Annotated in this window: 12 protein-coding genes; 5 read left to right on the forward strand and 7 right to left on the reverse strand. The window is 38.9% G+C overall.

What is annotated here, in order from left to right; genetic code table 11:
- Positions 1 to 182 precede the first annotated feature (182 nt).
- From rlmC to lexA, 5 genes are all read right to left on the reverse strand, one after another.
- Complete coding sequence (rlmC, locus tag C228_RS0111010; RefSeq protein WP_026313286.1) at positions 183 to 1,355, reverse strand: 23S rRNA (uracil(747)-C(5))-methyltransferase RlmC; 1,173 nt, start codon at positions 1,353 to 1,355, stop codon at positions 183 to 185.
- Between the two features lie 84 nt (positions 1,356 to 1,439).
- Entirely contained in the window at positions 1,440 to 2,477 is a 1,038-nt protein-coding gene (gene nagZ, locus C228_RS0111015) for a beta-N-acetylhexosaminidase (RefSeq protein ID WP_018652675.1), read from the reverse strand.
- 114 nt (positions 2,478 to 2,591) lie between these two features.
- Positions 2,592 to 3,323 (reverse strand): TerC family protein, encoded by a 732-nt coding sequence (locus C228_RS0111020; RefSeq protein WP_018652676.1) that lies wholly within the window; start codon positions 3,321 to 3,323, stop codon positions 2,592 to 2,594.
- 85 nt (positions 3,324 to 3,408) lie between these two features.
- Complete coding sequence (gene mutH, locus C228_RS0111025; RefSeq protein WP_018652677.1) at positions 3,409 to 4,089, reverse strand: DNA mismatch repair endonuclease MutH; 681 nt, start codon at positions 4,087 to 4,089, stop codon at positions 3,409 to 3,411.
- A 58-nt stretch (positions 4,090 to 4,147) separates the two neighbouring features.
- Positions 4,148 to 4,783, reverse strand: coding sequence for a transcriptional repressor LexA (lexA, locus tag C228_RS0111030; RefSeq protein ID WP_014991892.1), 636 nt, complete (start codon positions 4,781 to 4,783; stop codon positions 4,148 to 4,150).
- 154 nt (positions 4,784 to 4,937) lie between these two features.
- Between lexA and plsB the strand changes: the two genes are divergently transcribed.
- Both plsB and purT read left to right on the forward strand, forming a co-directional pair.
- Positions 4,938 to 7,382, forward strand: coding sequence for a glycerol-3-phosphate 1-O-acyltransferase PlsB (gene plsB / locus C228_RS0111035; RefSeq protein ID WP_018652678.1), 2,445 nt, complete (start codon positions 4,938 to 4,940; stop codon positions 7,380 to 7,382).
- A 113-nt stretch (positions 7,383 to 7,495) separates the two neighbouring features.
- Positions 7,496 to 8,677, forward strand: coding sequence for a formate-dependent phosphoribosylglycinamide formyltransferase (purT, locus tag C228_RS0111040; protein ID WP_018652679.1), 1,182 nt, complete (start codon positions 7,496 to 7,498; stop codon positions 8,675 to 8,677).
- A 1,075-nt stretch (positions 8,678 to 9,752) separates the two neighbouring features.
- Here purT and dnaE read toward each other — a convergent pair.
- Positions 9,753 to 13,229 (reverse strand): DNA polymerase III subunit alpha, encoded by a 3,477-nt coding sequence (dnaE, locus tag C228_RS0111045; RefSeq protein WP_018652680.1) that lies wholly within the window; start codon positions 13,227 to 13,229, stop codon positions 9,753 to 9,755.
- A 228-nt stretch (positions 13,230 to 13,457) separates the two neighbouring features.
- The gene (locus tag C228_RS0111050; RefSeq protein ID WP_018652681.1) at positions 13,458 to 14,813 is read right to left on the reverse strand and encodes an MFS transporter; all 1,356 of its coding nucleotides are present in this window, start codon (positions 14,811 to 14,813) and stop codon (positions 13,458 to 13,460) included.
- Positions 14,814 to 15,096: 283 nt separating this feature from the next.
- Between C228_RS0111050 and C228_RS0111055 the strand changes: the two genes are divergently transcribed.
- Genes C228_RS0111055 through C228_RS0111065 form a run of 3 tightly spaced genes read left to right on the forward strand, consistent with a single transcriptional unit; the run spans position 15,097 to position 19,532 of the window.
- Complete coding sequence (locus tag C228_RS0111055) at positions 15,097 to 16,329, forward strand: ABC transporter substrate-binding protein (protein WP_018652682.1); 1,233 nt, start codon at positions 15,097 to 15,099, stop codon at positions 16,327 to 16,329.
- A gap of 28 nt (positions 16,330 to 16,357) precedes the next feature.
- Entirely contained in the window at positions 16,358 to 18,298 is a 1,941-nt protein-coding gene (locus tag C228_RS0111060; protein WP_026313287.1) for an ATP-binding protein, read from the forward strand.
- Positions 18,288 to 19,532, forward strand: coding sequence for a sigma-54-dependent transcriptional regulator (locus tag C228_RS0111065; protein WP_018652684.1), 1,245 nt, complete (start codon positions 18,288 to 18,290; stop codon positions 19,530 to 19,532). Before C228_RS0111060 ends, C228_RS0111065 begins: the two co-directional genes overlap by 11 nt.
- Positions 19,533 to 19,873: the final 341 nt, after the last annotated feature.

The following is a 19,873-nucleotide window of genomic DNA, read 5'->3' on the forward strand; positions in this document are numbered from 1 at the left end:
AAAAAAAGAATAATAATATAGTAAAGATATTTTACGCTTTTGTCTTGTAAAAAAGTGATTTAGCTCACAAAATCTAGCGCTTCTTTGATCGAATACGGATAAATGAAACTAAAGTTATCCAATTATACCTAAATTTTGCTAAGAATATAAACTCCTACCAATATTAAGGTAGGAGAAAAAGCTTATTTTTTTATGAGAAAAGTGAGCACTTCATAATGTGAAGTATGTGGAAACATATCGAATAATTGCACCTTTTGGAGTGAATAATTGCTTAATGCTTCAAAATCTTTCACCATCGTTTGGGCATTACAGCTTGAATAAATTAAATAAGGCGAACCCAGCCGGTTTAAAAACTCCGCAAGCGGTTTACCAATACCACGGCGAGGCGGATTCACAATCACAAGATCTGGTGTTACTCCTTTCCCGTTTAGCGCAAATTGTGCCGAGTCAAGTGAAGCGAATGTTATATGTTTAAGTTGTAGTTGCTCGGCGGATTTCGTTGCGCTGGCAATCGCAGAAGCTGAAATCTCAATACCGGTTAATAGTACATTCTCATTCTTCTCTTGTAGTGCTTTTGCACAATGTAAACCAAAGCCCCCAACACCGCAGAACAGATCCCAAAATTGCTGAATCGGTAAATCCTTTATCCAGTTTTGCGCTGTAGCATAAAGCTGACTTGCAACATTCGGATTGGTTTGGAAGAAGCCTTGCGGATGAATAAATAATGGAATGCCGTTAAAATTTTCTTCAATCGTGGTTTTTTCTGTGAGGAAGATTTCGGTTTCACCCTCTAAAATCGCAGCATGTTGCGGCTGGATATTTAAGCTAACGATAGAATCTTTCGGCAGTTTAGCTAATAAATTTGGCAATTCACGTTCAACAAGCGGTCGTTTTTGTTCACTTCTTAGCACAAAACGTAACATAACGGATTGGTTATATTGGCTTTGGGTCAGTAGGATATATTTTAGCTCGCCTTTCTTTTTTGAGATGTTATAAGGTACAAGTCCAGCTCGGGCAATAAAATCTTTAAGAATCGGGAAAAGTGCTTCAAATTCAGCCGGATAGAGGGAGCAATCACATAGATCAATACCACTTTGCGGATCGGTTTGATCTTTTAAAATGCCTAAAATCGGACGCTCGACACTGCCGGATACCACCATTTTCGCTTTATTACGAAACTGTTTTTGTGAAGATTGAACAGGCGGTAAGATTTCAGTGAATTTTTGCAAAATAAAAGGCGAAATTAACCGCTTAAGATCAGCTTCTTTATCCATAAGCTGCGTAGAATATGGCTTTTCTAACCACTGACATGAAGTACAATGTTGCTGTTGGAAATATGGGCAATTTAATATCATTTTGTTAAAAGAATAGGGATATTTTTAGTGGTTTGTTTTAGGGTATAAAATATGATTTATACCCTAAAAGAGATAAATGATTGATTAACAGTATTGTGCTTTGTATTCAAGCCATTCGTTTTGTAATGCGGTTAAACGTTGCTGTGCTTGCTGATAACGAGGACTTGCCTCAAGCTCGTTCCAACTTACTGTTTTACGTTTCATCAAGGAAATATGGCGTTCGGTTTGGGCTTTACTCGGTTGATATTTTAAACCGTCCAACACTTGAATAACACCTTCCGGCTCATTACAGAGTAGCAGTAAATCACAACCTGCGTGAATTGCTTTCTCCGATCTTTCGACAAAATTACCCATAAAACCGGCACCTTTCATGCCTAAATCATCGGAAAAAATCACACCGTTAAAATTAAGTTGACTACGTAATACTTGCTTTAGCCAATATTCCGAACCGCTTGCCGGTTGGCTGTCACATTGTGTATAAATCACGTGAGCTGGCATAATTGCAGACAGTTTGCCTTTTGAAATGAGTTGTTTAAACGGCAAAATATCGTGGTTGAAAATCAATTCTTTCGGACGATCATCAAAAGGTGTTTCCAGATGCGAATCGGCTAATACGTGTCCGTGACCGGGAAAGTGTTTACCGGTCGTCGCCATTCCCATTTCTCTCATGCCGTCAATAAACGCTTCGGCTATCGGCAGAATCATATCCGGATTTTCACCGAATGAACGATCGCCAATCGCTTTACACTGATGACCCAAATCTAAGACCGGAGCGAAACTTAAATCAATATCTAAAGCGAACATTTCAGCCGCCATTAACCAACCGGTTTGCTGAGCTAAAGCGGTTGATTCTTGCGGATTTTTTGCAAGTGTATGAAACGCTTGCATTGCCGGTAATTTAGTAAAGCCTTCACGGAAACGCTGGACTCGGCCGCCTTCCTGATCAACGGTAATCAATAACGGTTTTTTTACTCGTTGGCGAATAGATTTCACTAAAGCCTCCAGTTGTACTTTATCGTGAAAATTACGGCTAAATAAAATCAAGCCGGATACGAGAGGGTGTTCAAGGATTTCAACCTCTTCTTGGCTGAGTTCTTTATCTTTTATATCAATCAGTAACATAATTTGTCGCGAGTATAATTGCAAAATTTGGGGGAAAATTGACCGCTTGCAATAGAATAAGGATGCGCTATTTTACATTAAAAAAGCCCCTGATTTTCATCAAGGGCTGATTTCTTATGCTTTAGCGTGTTTTTCTTGATTTTTACGCATTTTAATATTGAGTAATTCCACAATAACAGAGAAGCCCATTGCGGTGTAAACTGCTGATTTTGGAATATGGATATTAAAGCCTTCGCCAACTAATACTACACCAATTAAAATTAAGAATGCTAATGCAAGGTTTTTAATAGTTGGGTTATTATCTACGAAATCACCAATTGATTTTGCTGCAAGCATCATCATCGCTACCGCAATAATGATTGCGATAACCATCACCGGAATATCATCTGCCATTGCTACTGCGGTGATTACCGAGTCAAGCGAGAAGACAACGTCAAAAATAGCAATTTGAACTAAAATCATCAAAAAGCTGGCTTTTTTACTCGAATTTTCTTTTTCTTCGTGTGATTCGCCTGCAATTGATTCTTTCAATTCCATCGTACTTTTCACAATAAGGAAAATACCACCGAGTAAAAGAATTAAATCACGACCGGAAATCGGCATACCCGCAATTGAGAAAAGCGGATCGACTAATTTCATCATCCAAGCAAGGGAAAGTAATAGCAGGATACGGGTTCCCATTGCTAATGCTAAACCAATAATACGAGCTGATTGGCGTTGATGAATCGGGAGGCGTGAAACTAAAATACTGATAATAATAATGTTATCGATACCTAATACGATTTCAAGCCCAGTAAGGGTTAAGAGTGCGCCCCACGCTTCGGGATTTGCAATCCAATCAAACATGAAATGTCCTTTTAATAGAGAAAGATTTAATAGGTTATCACCTATAATTTAAAAGGCGCTAATCATAGCGAGAGTCATGTAAAAATTAAAGGGGCGAACGTAAAAAATTCTGTAGAATTTCGGCGGTAAATTGTTTACGTAAATAAAAGCCTAACGGTAAAGATTGAACTCGTTCACCTTGCTGATTAATTGCACTCGTTAGTGATCGACTATTCCGACCTTTAGGACGTAATTGCATTACTTCGCCAAGCGTGGCATTAATCTCATTTAAACGTCCAAAAATAATGTATTCCATTAATTCTTCCCAGTCATTTTTCAACTGTTGTTCTTGTTCAAATGAAGGTGTCCATAAAATTGGCTGTCCTATATGGCGCTCTGCAACCGGAATTTGTCTTTCTCCTTGCACCGGAATCCATAATACTTTTTGTAATTTGTGGCGAACGTGTGAGGTTTGCCAAGTAATACCGATATTTTGCGTCAGCGGCGCTAAACTGACAAAGGTTGTTTCTAGAGGAAAACCTTTATGATTAATAGGAATAGTTTTGAGTTCAATCCCTAAATGCGCAAAATCCTGTTCCGGCTTGCTGCCGGCTTTTGCGCCTAAAGCCGTTTCAATTAATTGCCCGACCCAACCTTTATCTCGGCGGAGATCGGGAGGAACATTCATATTTAATTGCTGTGCGATTTCACCAAGTGTAAAACCTGCAAGCCAGTTCGCTTTTTCGAGTAATTCAGCTTCAGAATGTGAAAAGGAGGAAAGTCGCATAAGAATATAATAATGACTTAGGAGAATGATTTATCTTCATTCTCCTAATAATTGAGATTTACATCCACGCGTTATTACGAATCACACCAACGGCAATCCCTTCAATTTCGATATATTCGATGCGAGGATCAACAATAATCGGTTCTAATTCATCATTTTCAGGGTGGAGATAAATGAGATCACCTTTTTTCTCTAAACGTTTTACGGTAACTTCATCATCAACACGTGCTACAACAACTTGACCGTTGCGAGCAAAGTTTGTTTTATGTACGGCAAGTAAATCACCATCTAAGATACCGATTTTTTCCATCGAGTTGCCATTTACTTTAAGTAAGTAATCCGCATTCGGATTAAACATTGCACCGTTTACCGGATAATGACTCTCAACGTGTTCAATTGCCATAATCGGTGTTCCGGCCGCTACTTTTCCAATTAGAGGTAAACCGTCATCATTGGCTGCTTCTTCGGTTTCGTTATTTACTAAGATGCGAATACCACGTGAAGTACCGGAAAGCATTTCAATATAACCTTTACGTGCCAGTGCTTTTAAATGTTCTTCTGCCGCATTGGGTGATTTGAAACCGATTTCTCTTGCAATTTCCACTCGTGTTGGCGGCATACCAGTGGTTTCAATATGGTGTTTGACAAAATCAAAGATTTCTTGCTGACGAGCAGTTAAGTGTTTACGTGACATTTTTTCCTCACTGTCTTTATATACAGAAATTTGTGTCATTATATACAGTAATTTTTTATTTGTAACTAGATAAACTCAGAAAATTTTGACAAATTTATGGTAAACTATATTTTGTATATAGATGGCATAAACCATAACAATTAAGGATATTAAAATGTCTAGCCTCTTAAATTTTTATCGGAAAGTGTTGAATATTCCGCTTTCATTGTTAGTTAAGTCTCGTTCTATTCCTACTGATCCAGTGAATGAACTTTCATTAAATCTATTGCAACCTATTATTTACGTATTACCTTATACGTCCCAAACGGATTTATTAATTCTACAAAAGAATTGTCAGGTGCTTAATTTGCCTGATCCTTTACAAGATAATGAGATTAACAGTCAGTCCTTACCTCGTTATGTCTTTTTAGATGAAGGTCGTCGTTTTTTTAAATCGAAAGGAGCAAAAAGCGAGACTGAATCTCTCTTCTATCGTTATCTTGATTTGCATCGAGCTGATGAAAATTTAGATGTGCAGCTCGTGCCGGTATCGGTGTTATGGGGACGTTCTCCGGGCAAAGAAAAAGCACCGTCTCTACGTTTTATGAGTACTTTTCAACGTATCATCGCAATGGTTTGGTTCGGGCGAGATAATTTCGTGCGTTTTTCCCAAGCATTATCTTTACGTTATATGGTGACAGAACACGATGCGGAAGAAGGTTTGGCGCAAAAGTTGGCTCGTGTAGCTAAAATGCACTTTGCTAAGCAGCGCCATTCGGCAATGGGGCCTCGTTTGCCTGATCGCCAAGCGATGCTTAATAAGCTGATCCAATTGCCGACAATTGTGCAGGCGATTGAAGACGAAGCGAAATCGAAAAAGATTTCAAAAGAAAAAGCGCAACAAGAAGCGGAAAAAATCTTAGATGAGATTGCGGCTGATGTGAGTCATGAGACGCTACGTATGGCGGATCGCGTGTTAAGTTGGTTATGGAATAAATTATATCAAGGTATTAGCGTACAGAATGCGGATCGTGTACGTAAGCTTTCTCTAGAAGGGCATGAGATTGTTTATGTTCCGTGTCACCGTAGTCATATGGACTATTTATTGCTGTCATACATTTTGTACCATCAAGGCTTGGTGCCGCCGCATATAGCTGCAGGTATAAATTTAAACTTCTGGCCGGCAGGGCCGTTTTTCCGTCGTGGCGGAGCATTCTTTATTCGCCGTACTTTCAAAGGTAACCGCTTATATTCAACAATTTTCCGTGAGTATTTGGCAGAGCTATTTTATCGTGGCTATTCGGTAGAATATTTTATTGAAGGCGGTCGTTCTCGTACCGGACGTTTACTTGAGCCGAAAACCGGTATGATGTTGATGACATTACAAGCACTACAACGTGGTTTGACTCGCCCGATTAGCATTGTGCCGGTTTATATCGGTTATGAACACGTGCTTGAAGTGGATACTTATGCAAAAGAACTACGAGGCGCAGAGAAAGAAAAAGAAAATGCTGGCTTAGTGTTGCGTGTGATTAAAAAATTACGTAATTTAGGGCAGGGCTATGTGAATTTCGGTGAGTCGATTCAAGTAAACAATTATTTGAATCAGCATTTCCCAGAATGGAAAGAACCACCTTCTGAAGATGCTCGTCCGAAATGGTTAAATGATGCGGTTGATGCTGTGGCTCAGCAGGTTATGGTTAATATCAATAATGCGGCTGCGGTGAATGCGAAAAATCTGATCGGCTCGGTATTGTTAGCCTCTCGTCAGCGAGCGTTAGCAAGTGAACAATTAATTGAGCAAGTAGATAGCTACCTACAATTATTTAAAAACGTACCTTATTCGACGGATATCACTATCCCGAAAAAATCAGCGGAAGAAATGTTACAACACGTGCTTACGCTGCCTCGTTCCGGTGTGGTGAGTGAGAAAGATAATTTTGGTGAAATGATTCGCTTAGATCGAGAATCCGCGGTGTTGATGACTTATTATCGTAATAACATTCAGCATCTGTTTGTGTTACCATCGCTGGTTGCAAGCATCGTCTTACACCACGAGTCGGTATCCAAAGATCTGATTATGAAAACGGTAAGTCATATTTATCCGTTCTTAAAAGCCGAGCTATTCCTTCATTTTGAAGAAAGTGAAATGCGTCACCAAATTGAATTGATTTTAACCGAATTTGCTCGCCAGCAAATTATCAAATACGAAAGTGACGTGTTAAAAATTAATCGTTCTCGTGTGAGAGCATTACAGCTTCATGCGGCAGGAGTACGTGAAATTTTACAACGTTACTACATCAGCTTAAGTGTCTTGTTGGAGCAACCGGAAATAAGCCGTAATGCGTTAGAAAAAGAAAGCCGTTCTATCGCACAACGTCTTTCTATTTTACATGGTATCAATGCGCCGGAGTTTTTCGATAAAGCGATTTTCTCAACCTTTAGCGCGAGTTTAAAAGCACAAGGTTATTTTGATGAACAAGGCAATGCGGTCATTGCGAAAGTCATGGAAGCGGAGGAAATGCTAAGAACGTTGATTTCGGTTGAAATTCAGCTCACTATTCAAGGTGCGATGGAAAAAGCGGAAGAGCTTGAGAAAGCGGACGATAAATCGGCATAATCACTCAATTAGCACTTAACAAGCGGTAAGATTTAGCAAATTTTTTACAAAATCTTACCGCTTTTATTATATAATTCACGCAAACGTTTGCTTCAAATCAAAGAGGATCAAAAATGACCACAATTGGCACGCCATTAAGACCGAATGCAACGAAAGTAATGATGCTTGGTTCGGGAGAATTGGGTAAAGAAGTTGTAATTGAGTTACAACGTCTGGGAGTAGAAGTAGTTGCGGTGGATCGCTATGAAAATGCACCGGCGCAACAAGTGGCGCATAGAGCTTATACGATCTCCATGTTAGATGGAGTGGCATTACGTGCATTGGTGGAAGAAGAGAAGCCGAATTTTATCGTACCGGAAGTTGAAGCGATTGCAACGGCAACACTCGTTGAGTTAGAGCAAGAAGGTTACAACGTTGTACCGACTGCAAAAGCAACGCAATTAACAATGAACCGTGAAGGTATTCGCCGTTTAGCCGCAGAAGAACTCGGTTTAAAAACATCGCCCTATCGTTTTGTAGATAATCTGGAAGATTTTAAACAAGCGGTTGCTGAGATTGGTATTCCATGCGTGGTTAAACCGATTATGTCGTCATCCGGTCACGGACAATCAGTGATTAAATCTGAGGATCAAATTCAACAGGCATGGGATTACTCGCAAGAAGGCGGACGTGCCGGTGGTGGGCGTGTGATTGTGGAAGGCTTTATCAAATTCGATTATGAAATTACTCAGCTAACCATACGCCATGTAAACGGTACGTCTTTCTTAGCACCAATCGGGCATCACCAAGAAGATGGTGATTATCGCGAATCTTGGCAGCCGCAAGCGATGTCTGAGCTTGCGTTAAAACGTGCGCAAGAGACCGCAGAGCGTATTACAACTGCATTAGGCGGACGTGGTATTTTTGGTGTGGAATTGTTTGTTTGTGGCGATGAAATTATCTTTAACGAAGTTTCGCCTCGTCCGCACGATACGGGAATGGTTACTATGGCTTCTCAAGAGCTTTCACAGTTCGCTTTACACGCCCGTGCTATTTTAGGTTTGCCAATTCCGGAAATTTATCAAATTAGCCCGGCGGCTTCTAAAGCGATTGTAGTGGAAGGTAAGTCGAATAACGTGACTTTCGGCAATCTTGATAAAGTACTGGAAGAAATCGGCACCAATATTCGTTTATTCGGTAAAGGCGAAGTAAACGGTCATCGCCGTTTAGGGGTTATCTTAGCTCGTGACGAGAATATCGAAAAAGCATTAGCTAAGGCTGAACGTGCCTATGCGAAATTAGCGGTACAGCTTTAATCTCTTCCTTTTTATGAAAATACTAGTGGCTAAACCGCTAGTATTTTTTATTCAATTCTTCTTATTAATTCACTTATTATTTAATATTCTTCCTATTTCCCATTATTGATTTTAAATGTTTAATTATAAAATCATAAATATATTTTTGATTTTTTTGCGATTAGATCGCAAAGTTTTTCTTTAAGTTCATTATTATATTTTGAATGTATTATAATTTTTCTATGATAAAGAATGAATCTGTTTTATAAGTACTTATATTGAGGTGGTGCGCATATGAAATTTATAGCTGCTTTTATTTTCTTTTTGTTCTCATCTAAAATTATTTATCCGAATGTATCTTCTTATATTAATGAATACATCTTTGATATTTTATGTTTTCTAATGGTAATATTATTGTATTTTATTTTTAGAAAGAAAGATTAAAGTTATAAGATTAATCAATATTATAGGTAAGTATATGAAAATGTTTTTTGCATCTTTCTTTATCTTCTTGAAAGAGTTTGTATATCCATATATTTAATTTAATATAGATAAAATTGTTTTAGATATATGTTTTGGTAGTGTTTTCTTTATTGTTATTTATCTTAGAACTAAACTAAAAAATAAGTGATTTATTAGTAAAGACGACAAGAAAGTTCTAAAACTTATTGTAGGAATAGTTGCTCTAATATTATGTATTGTTTTTAGGGATATTTTTCGGTCATTTTTAATTATGTTGATATGTTTTACGATGGTTAAAATTTGGGATTATATTGATAAGTATAAAGAATATAATGCGGTATTATGTAGCTGTTGTACAAAATTATTGATAAATGAAATGTAGGGGCGAACCGATGTGTTCGCCCAAGAAAAGTTAATAAGGAATGTTGTATATTCAGGGCGGACACATCGGTCCGCCCCTACATTTGCTACATAATACCGAGATAATGCTAAGTGAAGATTTTAGATAGTAATATAACAAAGGGTATTGATGATATAAAATCAATACCCTTTTTAGTATAAAATATAATAGATTTTGCTTTAGCTACTAGATCAGTATTTGCAAAAAAATCTGCAAATTCAACCGCTTGTCTTGTTACTCGAACTCCAGTTCTACGGCGTTTTCACCGAGTAGGGCTTTTAGCTGGTCTAGCATTTCATCTTTCGGGGTAATTCGCCATTCTACTCCGCTTCGCAATAAGGCCCTGCCTTCGGGGCTTTGGTAGTAGAAATGTAGCGGTAATGTCCCTTCCTTATTTGGCTCAATGATTTCTCGTAATTCTTTTACAAATTGCGGAGTAAGCTGTTCTTGGCTAACTGCTAAAGCAAGGCTTTTCGCATAGCGGCTACGAGCTTCGTCTAAAGTGGCGATTTCTCGCACCGACATTTTTAATCCGCCGCTAAAATCATCGAACTGTACCGAACCGGTCGCGATGACAATACGATCTTTCCCTAAAATATGCCCGTAAGTTTCTAATGCTTCCGAGAATAGTGTCATATCTAATTTACCGGAACGATCTTCAATGGTTGCAATCCCAAGACGGCTACCTCGTTTGGTTACGGCAATACGAGAACCCATAATAATACCGGCAACGGTGACCACTTGCCCACGGCGTGTCGGCTGTAGTTCATTTAGGCGTACCGGCGCATAGTGTGATAACTCTTTTAAGAAACGTCCGATAGGGTGACCGCTTAAATATAAACCGAGCGTAGTGCGCTCGCCTTCTAAAATGGTTTGTTCCGACCATTTTGGCGTATTGGCGTAGGCATTTTGCACTTCTTCCGGAGTTTCAGTTAACACGCCGAACATATCACTTTGTCCGAGAGCTTCCATTTTACTGTGCTGATCGGAGGCTCTCAGTGCGTCTTCTAAGTTTTTCATCAGTGCGGCACGATGTGGGCCTAATTTATCGAAAGCACCCGACATAATTAAGCCTTCAAAAGTACGGCGATTGATTTTTTTCAGATCGACACGAGCGGTCAAATCAAATAAATCTTTAAAGATACCGTCTTTTTCACGTGCTTCTAAAATCGCTTCAACCGGGCCTTCACCGACACCTTTAATTGCGCCTAAGCCGTATACAATCTCGCCCTTTTCATTTACCGAGAAACGGTGTTTACCGCTGTTTACATCAGGCGGAACAACGGTTAAGCCCATATTGATACATTCGTCATAAAAGCCAACGATTTTGTCGGTGTTATCCATTTCCGAGGTCATTACTGCCGCCATAAATTCGGCAGGATAGTGTGCTTTCAGCCATAGTGTTTGGTAAGAAACCAACGCATAAGCGGCAGAGTGCGATTTGTTAAAACCATAGCCGGCGAATTTTTCCACCAAGTCAAAGATTTTCATCGCAAGATTACCGTCAATACCTTGTTTGATCGCCCCTTTTTCGAAGATTTCTCGCTGGGCTGCCATTTCCTCCGGTTTTTTCTTACCCATTGCACGGCGTAATAAGTCCGCACCACCTAAGGTATAGCCGGCAAGCACCTGTGCGATTTGCATTACCTGCTCTTGGTAAACAATAACACCATAGGTCGGTTCCAAAATCGGTTTAAGCGATTCGTGCTGATATTGTGCATCAGGGTAAGAAACTTCTTCATGACCATGTTTACGATCGATAAAGTTTTGTACCATGCCGGATTCAAGCGGGCCGGGACGGAATAATGCCACCAATGCGATAATATCTTCAAAACAGTCGGGTTTCAGACGTGAAATCAGATCTTTCATCCCGCGTGACTCTAGTTGGAAGACAGCCGTTGTTTTAGAAGCGAGTAACAGATCAAACGATTTCTTATCATCTAGCGGAATACTTTCGATGCGAACCGGCTCTTTGCCTTCTCGGACTAAGCGTTGATTAATCATCTCCAACGCCCATTTAATGATGGTGAGCGTACGTAAGCCTAAGAAGTCAAATTTTACTAAGCCTGCATATTCCACATCGTTTTTATCGAAGTGGGTAACAGGGTGTAGTCCTTCCGAATCACAATAAAGTGGTGAGAAATCGGTAATGGCGCTTGGGGCGATTACCACCCCCCCGGCGTGTTTACCGGCATTTCGGGTTACGCCTTCCAATTTGCGTGCCATATCAATCAAGTCTTTCACTTCTTCATCGGCTTCGTAAAGTTCCGGCAGTTTTGGCTCAGCATCAAAGGCTTTAGCCAAGGTCATACCTGGGTCGGGCGGAATCAGTTTAGAAATACGATCGACGAAATTATACGGATGACCCAGCACACGGCCTACATCTCGGATTACCGCCTTTGCCGCCATCGTACCAAAAGTAATGATCTGAGAAACTGCTTGGCGACCATAAGTATCGGCAACGTGTTCAATTACACGATCTCGCCCATCCATACAGAAATCGACATCGAAGTCGGGCATTGAAACACGTTCCGGATTTAGGAAACGCTCAAAGAGCAAATCGAATGCAAGTGGGTCTAAATCGGTAATTTTTAACGCATACGCTACCAAAGAACCTGCGCCGGAACCACGCCCCGGACCAACCGGAATATCGTTATCTTTCGACCACTGAATAAATTCCATTACGATCAGGAAGTAGCCGGGGAAGCCCATTTGGTTAATTACGTCCAGCTCGACTTGCAAACGTTCATCATAAACAGACCGCTTGTTTTTGCGTTCTTCCGTATCCGGGAATAGAAATTTCAAGCGTTCTTCCAAACCCTCACGTGATTTTTTCACTAAAAAATCTTCGGTGGAAAGATCGCCGGTTGGGAAATTCGGTAAGAAATATTCGCCTAAACGTACGGTCACATTGCATCGCATTGCAATTTGTACCGTATTTTCAATCGCTTGCGGTAAATCAGCAAACAAGGCGCACATTTCTTGTTCGCTACGGAAATATTGCTGTGGTGAATATTTTTTCGGACGCTTTGGATCATCCAAGGTGTAGCTGTCGTGGATTGCTACACGAATTTCGTGCGCATCAAAATCGTCTTCCTTCAAGAACACCACGTCATTTACCGCAACTAATGGTAATTGGTGTTTTTGTGAAAAAGGTACCGCTTGTTGAATATAGCGTTCTTCGTCCGCACGACCGGTGCGGCAGAGCGTGAGATAGTAATGATTCGGGAAATATTGCTGATAAAAGCCGACTAATTCGTCTGCTTCCGCTTCATTTTCTTTGAGTAATGCTTTCCCAACATCGCCGTTGCGCCCGCCGGAAAGCACGATGATGCCTTCATTTAACTCGGCAAGCCACGCTTTTTCGATTAGCGGAAATTCAATATAGCCTTGTTGATAAGCTTTTGAAAGTAAAAGAGTAATATTGTGATAACCGGTGTTGTTTTTGGCCAACAAAGTTAATTCAAAGAAGTCTTCACTATCCGGTTCGGGGCGTACGAAAATATCCGCACCGATAATTGGTTTTAAACCGGAACCTAATGCTTCGCCATAAAATTTCACCAATCCGCAAAAGTTGCTGAAATCGGTTAATGCCATTGCCACCATATTGTTGGCAACCGCCGTTTTGACTAACGGTTTTACTTTAGCCAAACCGTTAATCATAGAGAAATCACTATGAACTTTAAGATGAATGAAACGTTGTTGAGTCATTACGATATTGCGATTGAGATAAGAAAAATTTGAGAGGATTTTAGCATAAATAAGCGGTTAATTTTTTGCAAAATTTTCGCAATTGTGCCGTAAATGAATAATTAATGGCTGTACATTGGCAACACTTTATTCAATCTATACATTATTTAGAGCATAAGGATGAGGAGGTTTATCAGCTTTTTGATAAACAAAAAAGTGCGGTAAATTTTACCACACTTTTACTTGATATTAATGATTTGCTGCTTGTACTAATTTTTTCTTTTCTAAACGTAATACACCTAAATGGGTCATATAACAGCAGAAAATACAACCACATACTGCGAATAATAAGAGGTAGAAACCAGCATCCCAACCAAAGCGTTCAGCTAAGATTCCGAATAATGCAGTACCTGAGAAACTCCCTAAAATATAACTGAGTAAACCACGTAAGCCTGTTGCAGAACCAGCTGCAAATGAGGGAACTAATTCAATAGTTTGTAATGATGATAAGAACATTGGTACATAGATTAAACAGCCAATGATGCCTGCACCAATAGTTACGGTTAATAAGTCTTGTCCACCCCAGTAAGCAAACATTGCTGCACCTACACCGACTAATGTGATGATCGCAAGCGGCATACGACGACCTTTGAAATAAGTATCTGTTAACCAACCTGCTAATAAGGTTGAAGGAATTGCCGCCCATTCAAAGATAGCAAATGCGGTTGCCATTTGACCTTTTGAGAAACCTTTGGTTTCTAATAAGTAAAGCGGTAACCAAGTTAATACGCCGAAACGGATCATATAAGTAAACACATCGATAAATGATACGAACCAAACATTGATATCTTTCACAATATAGTCACGGAAAATTTCCCATGTAGTTAAGCTCACATTTTCTTCTTTAGTAACAATTAGCTCTTCTTGTTCTGTACCTAAGATTTTGCTTGTTGGTGGTAAACCTTCATTATAAGTACGTCCTTTACCCACCACATAAACTAAGATTGCAACGATAGTCGCTAATACAACCGGTGCAATAAAGTGTGCTGCTTGCCAATGTTCTGTGCCAAGCCATGCGATACTCGCTCCAGCGATTGGTGCGACTAAACCACCACCTACATTATGGGAAATATTGAATATCGCTGTAGTTACACCGCGAGATTTGCGTGGGAACCAGCTTGCTAACACCACATAAGCAGGGCCAGCGCCCATTCCTTGGAAGATACCATTTAGAATACAAAGGAATAAGAATGCCCAGAATGATACACTAAAACCCATCATAAGGTTAACCACTGCAGACATCATTAAACCGAAAATCATAAAATGTTTTGGGTTTGATTTATCGGCAAAAGCAGACATAAAGCCTTTACTTAAGCCATATACAACCAACATTGTTCCGGAAATAAAACCAATGTCTTTTTTAGTGAAACCAAACTCACTGATAAGTTCAGGCGAAGAAAGTAAGAAGTTATTACGCAAAATGTAGTATGCAGCATAGCCAATAAATATGCCGAAAAGTGCATGCCATCTTAAACGGTTATAACGCTCTAATTGTTCTGCTTCTGGTACGGGTTTACCAGGTTTTGAGGCTAAGAATGAAATCATAATGTAATACCTGTAAGAATAAAAAATAAGGAATTTTTATTTCTAGTTAAAGAAATCTAGCGCTATGCTAATATGTCTAAAGCAAAAGGCAATACATTGAAATTTAAGTCAAAATTGACATTTTTAATGAATTTTATGTGTCAAAAGCAACTCAAAATAACAGTCATTAATTGTGTATGGATATGATGGGTGGAAATTGAGATAAAACTTGCCTATTTGGCAAAATATGAATGAAAAAAAATTTTTTAATTTTGTGATCTAAATCACAAAAATGGATGGAACAATGAAAAAATTTATCAGCTATTTCGGTAGTTTATTGGGGCTATTGCTAGCACTTCAGGCTCAGGCAAAAAGTTTAGTCATCGCAACTTCTTTCTCTCCGGAAACAATGAATTATATTCAAAATGAATGGAAAGAAATTTATCCGGAGCAACATATCCGTTTAATTAACCGTACAGTTAGTTCATTAGAACGTTTGTTAACTCAACCAAATATAGAGAATGTAGATTTAGTGTTGAGTTCATCACCATTTTTATTTCAACAGTTGCAACAGCAACAGGTACTACTTTCTCTACCAGATCATTTACAGCAGCATGACAAATGGGTTCCGCCCCAATTAAGACAAACTACCACCGCTGTAGCATTTTCTGGTTACGGTATTTTTTACAATAAAAAGTTACTGACGGAACGTCATTTACCTATCCCAACAGACTGGGACAGCTTATTAGATCCTGATTATTTTAATAGTGTGTTAATGAGCTCTCCTTCACGTTCGGGTTCAAATCATATTATGTTGGAAATGTTGTTGCAACAACGAGGCTGGACGCAGGGATGGACTGACTTTTTGACCTTATCTCGAAATTTCTCTTTGATTTCATCTCGTAGTTTTAATGTGGCTGATAAAGTAAGAGCAGGTTTAGCGGTAGCGGGAATGAGTATTGATACTTATGCGCTTAATCAATCTGCACATTCTGATGTGGAATTTGTCTATTTCCCTCATTCTATTGCTTCTCCCACGTTTGTAGCAATTCATCGGAGTAGTGAGCATGCAGAAGATGCTATGGCATTTATTGCCTTTTTATTATCTGAACGAGGGCAGAAAGTAGTCGCTGCCCGTAACTTTGCCAAATATCCACTTAATTCATTAGATGCTCAGGATTCACTATATGTGGAACAACAAAAGTTATTGAATGAACCATTGTTGGATTACGATCGTCTGCTTGCAAGAGAATATTTGGTGAAAAAGTTATTTGATGTGGCAATTACCTTTCGTTTGGCACAACTCAAAGAAGCTTGGTATGCACTGAATGAAAAAGAGAAGAAAATAGGCAAAAAACTAACCGCACTTCGTACCGAGTTGACAGCTATGCCATTGAGTGAAGCCGAAGCCAATGACAAAAACTTTTTAACGCAGTTTAAAAACAATAGAGCTTTTGCCTTAGTGCAAGAAAGAAAATGGGCAGAATTTTTCCAAGGACAGATTAATAAAGTTTTGTTGACGCTTGAAGAAGAATAAGGTGAGCGCATTCAATTGGGATAATAAAATGAAGAAAAAAAACATTACACAGGTGTTAAAACAAGCCTTTGCAATGAGTCTGATGTTAAGTATGATTTTGGGTATCGTGAGCCTTTTGTCTTGGTATCAGCAACATAAACAAGTGAATTATATTTTAGATGATTATTTTCCAAAAACGCATCTTGCTCTGAAGTTGGAAGATAATGTTGCCGCTTTTGTGAATGAATTAGAGCGCTTTGCAGCGGTAAAAAATAATATGAATCGCCAAACAATGCTCAAACAGTTAAATGGACAATTAGAGCAAATAGAGCAGGATGCTTTGATGTTGTCCGATGATATTCATGATGAAGGCGTGATTTTAGGTAATATCGCAGAGTTAAAGTCGTTAATTGTAAAGATTTATTCGTATTTAAACCAAAGTTTTCATATTGAACAAAAAAAGCAAGAACTAGTGACTAAGTTGCAATGGTTGCATGATGATTTTAATAACGAAATCGTTGCGTTAGGACAGGAGCTAAATTGGCAGCAAATTAATTTAGCGAAACAACCCGTTTCTAGTTCTCACTCCAGTTCCGGCATCTTTAATTTGCAAAATGAATTGCAAGCTATCGCGCAGCTAAAGAATACGGAAGATAATATTAAAACGGAGATCGCTCAATTTTTATATGCACTCGATCAGCAAGACATTCTATTGAAATATCAAACCCTGAAAGAACTGGTTGTGAGTTTACAGCACAGTGAACCATTACAAACTAACAACGCAAGTATTGTTACTTTGCAACAAATGGTGGAAATGTTAGCGAATATGATTGCACCTCATCAGGATTTAGATGAATTGGTCGCCAATATTCATCAATTTCAACAAACAGCAACAGAGATTAGCCGGCAAAAAGTGAATATTTTGCGCTCTATGCGGAATCTTACGGAAGGTATTCTGTTTAAAACCAATGAAAATTTGACCGCACTTAACCAGAATATGAAGCGGCAAACAGAGATTAGTGGTTTTATTATTGTCGCAACTTTACTTATCTCATTGATTTTTATTTGGGCTTTCAATCGTTTCTATTTACGAGGGCATTTGACTAAACGATTTGAAAATTTAATTGAATCGGTGAAATTGCTCAATAAAGGTAAAGAAGAATTGCCAATTCAAGTTTTAGGGAATGATGAGATTGCGGAAATTAATCGATTATTGAAACATCATACGGACATGATTAAGGAACGACGTATCATCAAACAAGATCTTCAAGATACCCAAAATGAGTTGATTCAAACGGCGAAAATAGCGGTGGTTGGACAAACAATGACCAATTTAGCTCATGAAATCAATCAACCATTGAATGCGATGACAATTTATTTATTCAGTTTAAAGAAAAGCCTGCAAACGGGAAATCTATCACAAGCGGAAACCTATGCCGAAAATATCAACAAACTGGTAGAGCGGATTGCGCATATTGTGAAAGGATTGCGCCAATTTACTAAGCGCCATACCTTACAAGAGCCATTACAGCCGGTTCCACTCACACAGACGATTGATGCAGCATGGCAGTTATTAGAGCTACGTCATCAACCCATGCAGGCACAGCTCTCCGTTGAAGGCGAAAGTGTTGTGAAAGGTAATGCCATTTTATTAGAGCAGATTTTTGTCAATTTATTGAGTAATGCACTGGAAGCCTGCAAAACACAAGCGCATATTCAGATTCAACTCTATTCACGTAACCATAAAATTTATGCTTGTATTGAAGATAACGGTGAGGGCTGGCTGCTTGAAAGTGCGGATAAATTATTACAACCTTTCTATAGTAACAAAGAAGTCGGTTTAGGGCTGGGATTAACGATTTGTCAGCGCATTATGCAGCAATTTAATGGCAATCTCTATATTGCTTCAAGTTTGCATAAAAGTGCGGTGATTATTTTAGAGTTTCCAGCTGATGAGCCACATTTATTAGGAACAGAATATGAGTCATAACTACTCCGTTTTATTAATTGATGATGATCAAGATGTATTGCAAGCCTATCAATCATTGTTAGAACTGGAAGGCTACCGCACCATTGCAGTCAACAATCCCATTACCGCCTTAGAACAGATTAGCGAAGATTGGCAAGGCATTGTCGTCAGTGATATTTATATGCCACAAATGTCGGGCTGGCAATTACTCGAACAAATTCATGCCAAAGATAAACAGCTGCCCGTTATTTTGATTACAGGGCATGGTGACGTCCCAATGGCAATTGAAGCTATGCAAAAGGGCGCTTTTTATTTTATTGAGAAGCCTGTACGACCTGAGCAACTCTTACAGCAAGTGGTACAAGCCTGTGAACAAAGACAAACTCAACTTGCCACTAAACTATGGCAACAAAGTGAGCTAGAAACGCACTTTATTGGGCAAAGCCATTGGATTAAATCTCTGCGTAAACATCTACAACAACTATCAGAAACCAATTTACCAATTTTTATTTTTGGCGAAATTGGTACGGGGAGAACTTTAGCCGCGAATTATCTGTATAAATTGGCAAAGACGCGTTTTGAACAAAAATATTATATTGAATTGTTGGATCAAGAAGACAGCGAAACCTTACAAAGTCAGTTACCTCATCTAAAAAGTGCGGTCATTATTTTAAAAAATATTGAATATCTAACTAAGTCAGCACAGAAGCTGTTGGCGCAGTTTATTCAACAGAATCAGCAAAGTCGTATAATTGCCATTAGTCAATATTCGGCTCAGCAACTGTTATCTGAATATGGGTTATTACCTGAATTGTTTTATGCTTTTGCTCTTACTCAAATTGAGAGTATTCCATTGGCACAAAGACCTTCAGATATTGAGCCGCTATTTCGCCATTATTTAACCTTAACTTGTCAAAAACTGAAAAAGAAAAAACCGGCTGTAACCGATACTTTCTTAAAACAATTGTTATCCCAACAGTGGTTAGGCAATATTAGCCAGCTGATTCATACGGCGGAATTATATGCAGTTGGTGTGACGGTGCAAAACGATAATCTCCATTTTATCCCTGAAAATCAAGACGAGTTATCATTGGATGAACGGATTGACGAATATGAGAAAACAGTGATTACTGATGTGTTAAACCGTTTTCAAGGGAGAATTAATGATGCGGCGGAATATCTGCAAATTCCTCGCAAAAAATTATATTTACGTATGAAGAAATACGATTTAAACAAAGAGGATTACAAAGATTAAAGTTAAAAAGTGCGGTGAATTTCACCGCACTTTTAAGCAATGAGTTTAAGATCTTCAAATACCCAGCGAAAATGTTTGTCATCAATAATGCCGCGCGAGATAAATTATCCATAAAAAGCGCGATAAATTAGAAAAATAATTTTTTCATATTCTGTAAAAGGTTTTCAAAAAATAAACTTATTGCAGACATCCATACCTCCCCAGCTTAAACTGACCGCAGTTAGTTGTTATTTCCTCAATCAAGACTTGCTATGCTTACCGAACAGAGTAATTCTGTGACCACATTAAGCTGAACAGGGAAACCATAGTATGACCACATTTAAAATGAGAACTGAACAAGA

The sequence above is a fragment of the Actinobacillus capsulatus DSM 19761 genome, from assembly GCF_000374285.1.
GTDB lineage: Bacteria > Pseudomonadota > Gammaproteobacteria > Enterobacterales > Pasteurellaceae > Actinobacillus > Actinobacillus capsulatus.

Excerpts from the sequence above, each read along its gene's own strand:
- lexA (WP_014991892.1), bottom strand. The coding sequence starts at position 4,783 with ATGTCACGTAAACACTTAACTGCTCGTCAGCAAGAAATCTTTGATTTT.
- dnaE (WP_018652680.1), bottom strand. The coding sequence starts at position 13,229 with ATGACTCAACAACGTTTCATTCATCTTAAAGTTCATAGTGATTTCTCT.
- plsB (WP_018652678.1), top strand. The coding sequence starts at position 4,938 with ATGTCTAGCCTCTTAAATTTTTATCGGAAAGTGTTGAATATTCCGCTT.
- C228_RS0111055 (WP_018652682.1), top strand. The coding sequence starts at position 15,097 with ATGAAAAAATTTATCAGCTATTTCGGTAGTTTATTGGGGCTATTGCTA.
- purT (WP_018652679.1), top strand. The coding sequence starts at position 7,496 with ATGACCACAATTGGCACGCCATTAAGACCGAATGCAACGAAAGTAATG.
- C228_RS0111050 (WP_018652681.1), bottom strand. The coding sequence starts at position 14,813 with ATGATTTCATTCTTAGCCTCAAAACCTGGTAAACCCGTACCAGAAGCA.
- C228_RS0111060 (WP_026313287.1), top strand. The coding sequence starts at position 16,358 with ATGAAGAAAAAAAACATTACACAGGTGTTAAAACAAGCCTTTGCAATG.
- rlmC (WP_026313286.1), bottom strand. The coding sequence starts at position 1,355 with ATGATATTAAATTGCCCATATTTCCAACAGCAACATTGTACTTCATGT.
- nagZ (WP_018652675.1), bottom strand. The coding sequence starts at position 2,477 with ATGTTACTGATTGATATAAAAGATAAAGAACTCAGCCAAGAAGAGGTT.
- mutH (WP_018652677.1), bottom strand. The coding sequence starts at position 4,089 with ATGCGACTTTCCTCCTTTTCACATTCTGAAGCTGAATTACTCGAAAAA.
- C228_RS0111065 (WP_018652684.1), top strand. The coding sequence starts at position 18,288 with ATGAGTCATAACTACTCCGTTTTATTAATTGATGATGATCAAGATGTA.
- C228_RS0111020 (WP_018652676.1), bottom strand. The coding sequence starts at position 3,323 with ATGTTTGATTGGATTGCAAATCCCGAAGCGTGGGGCGCACTCTTAACC.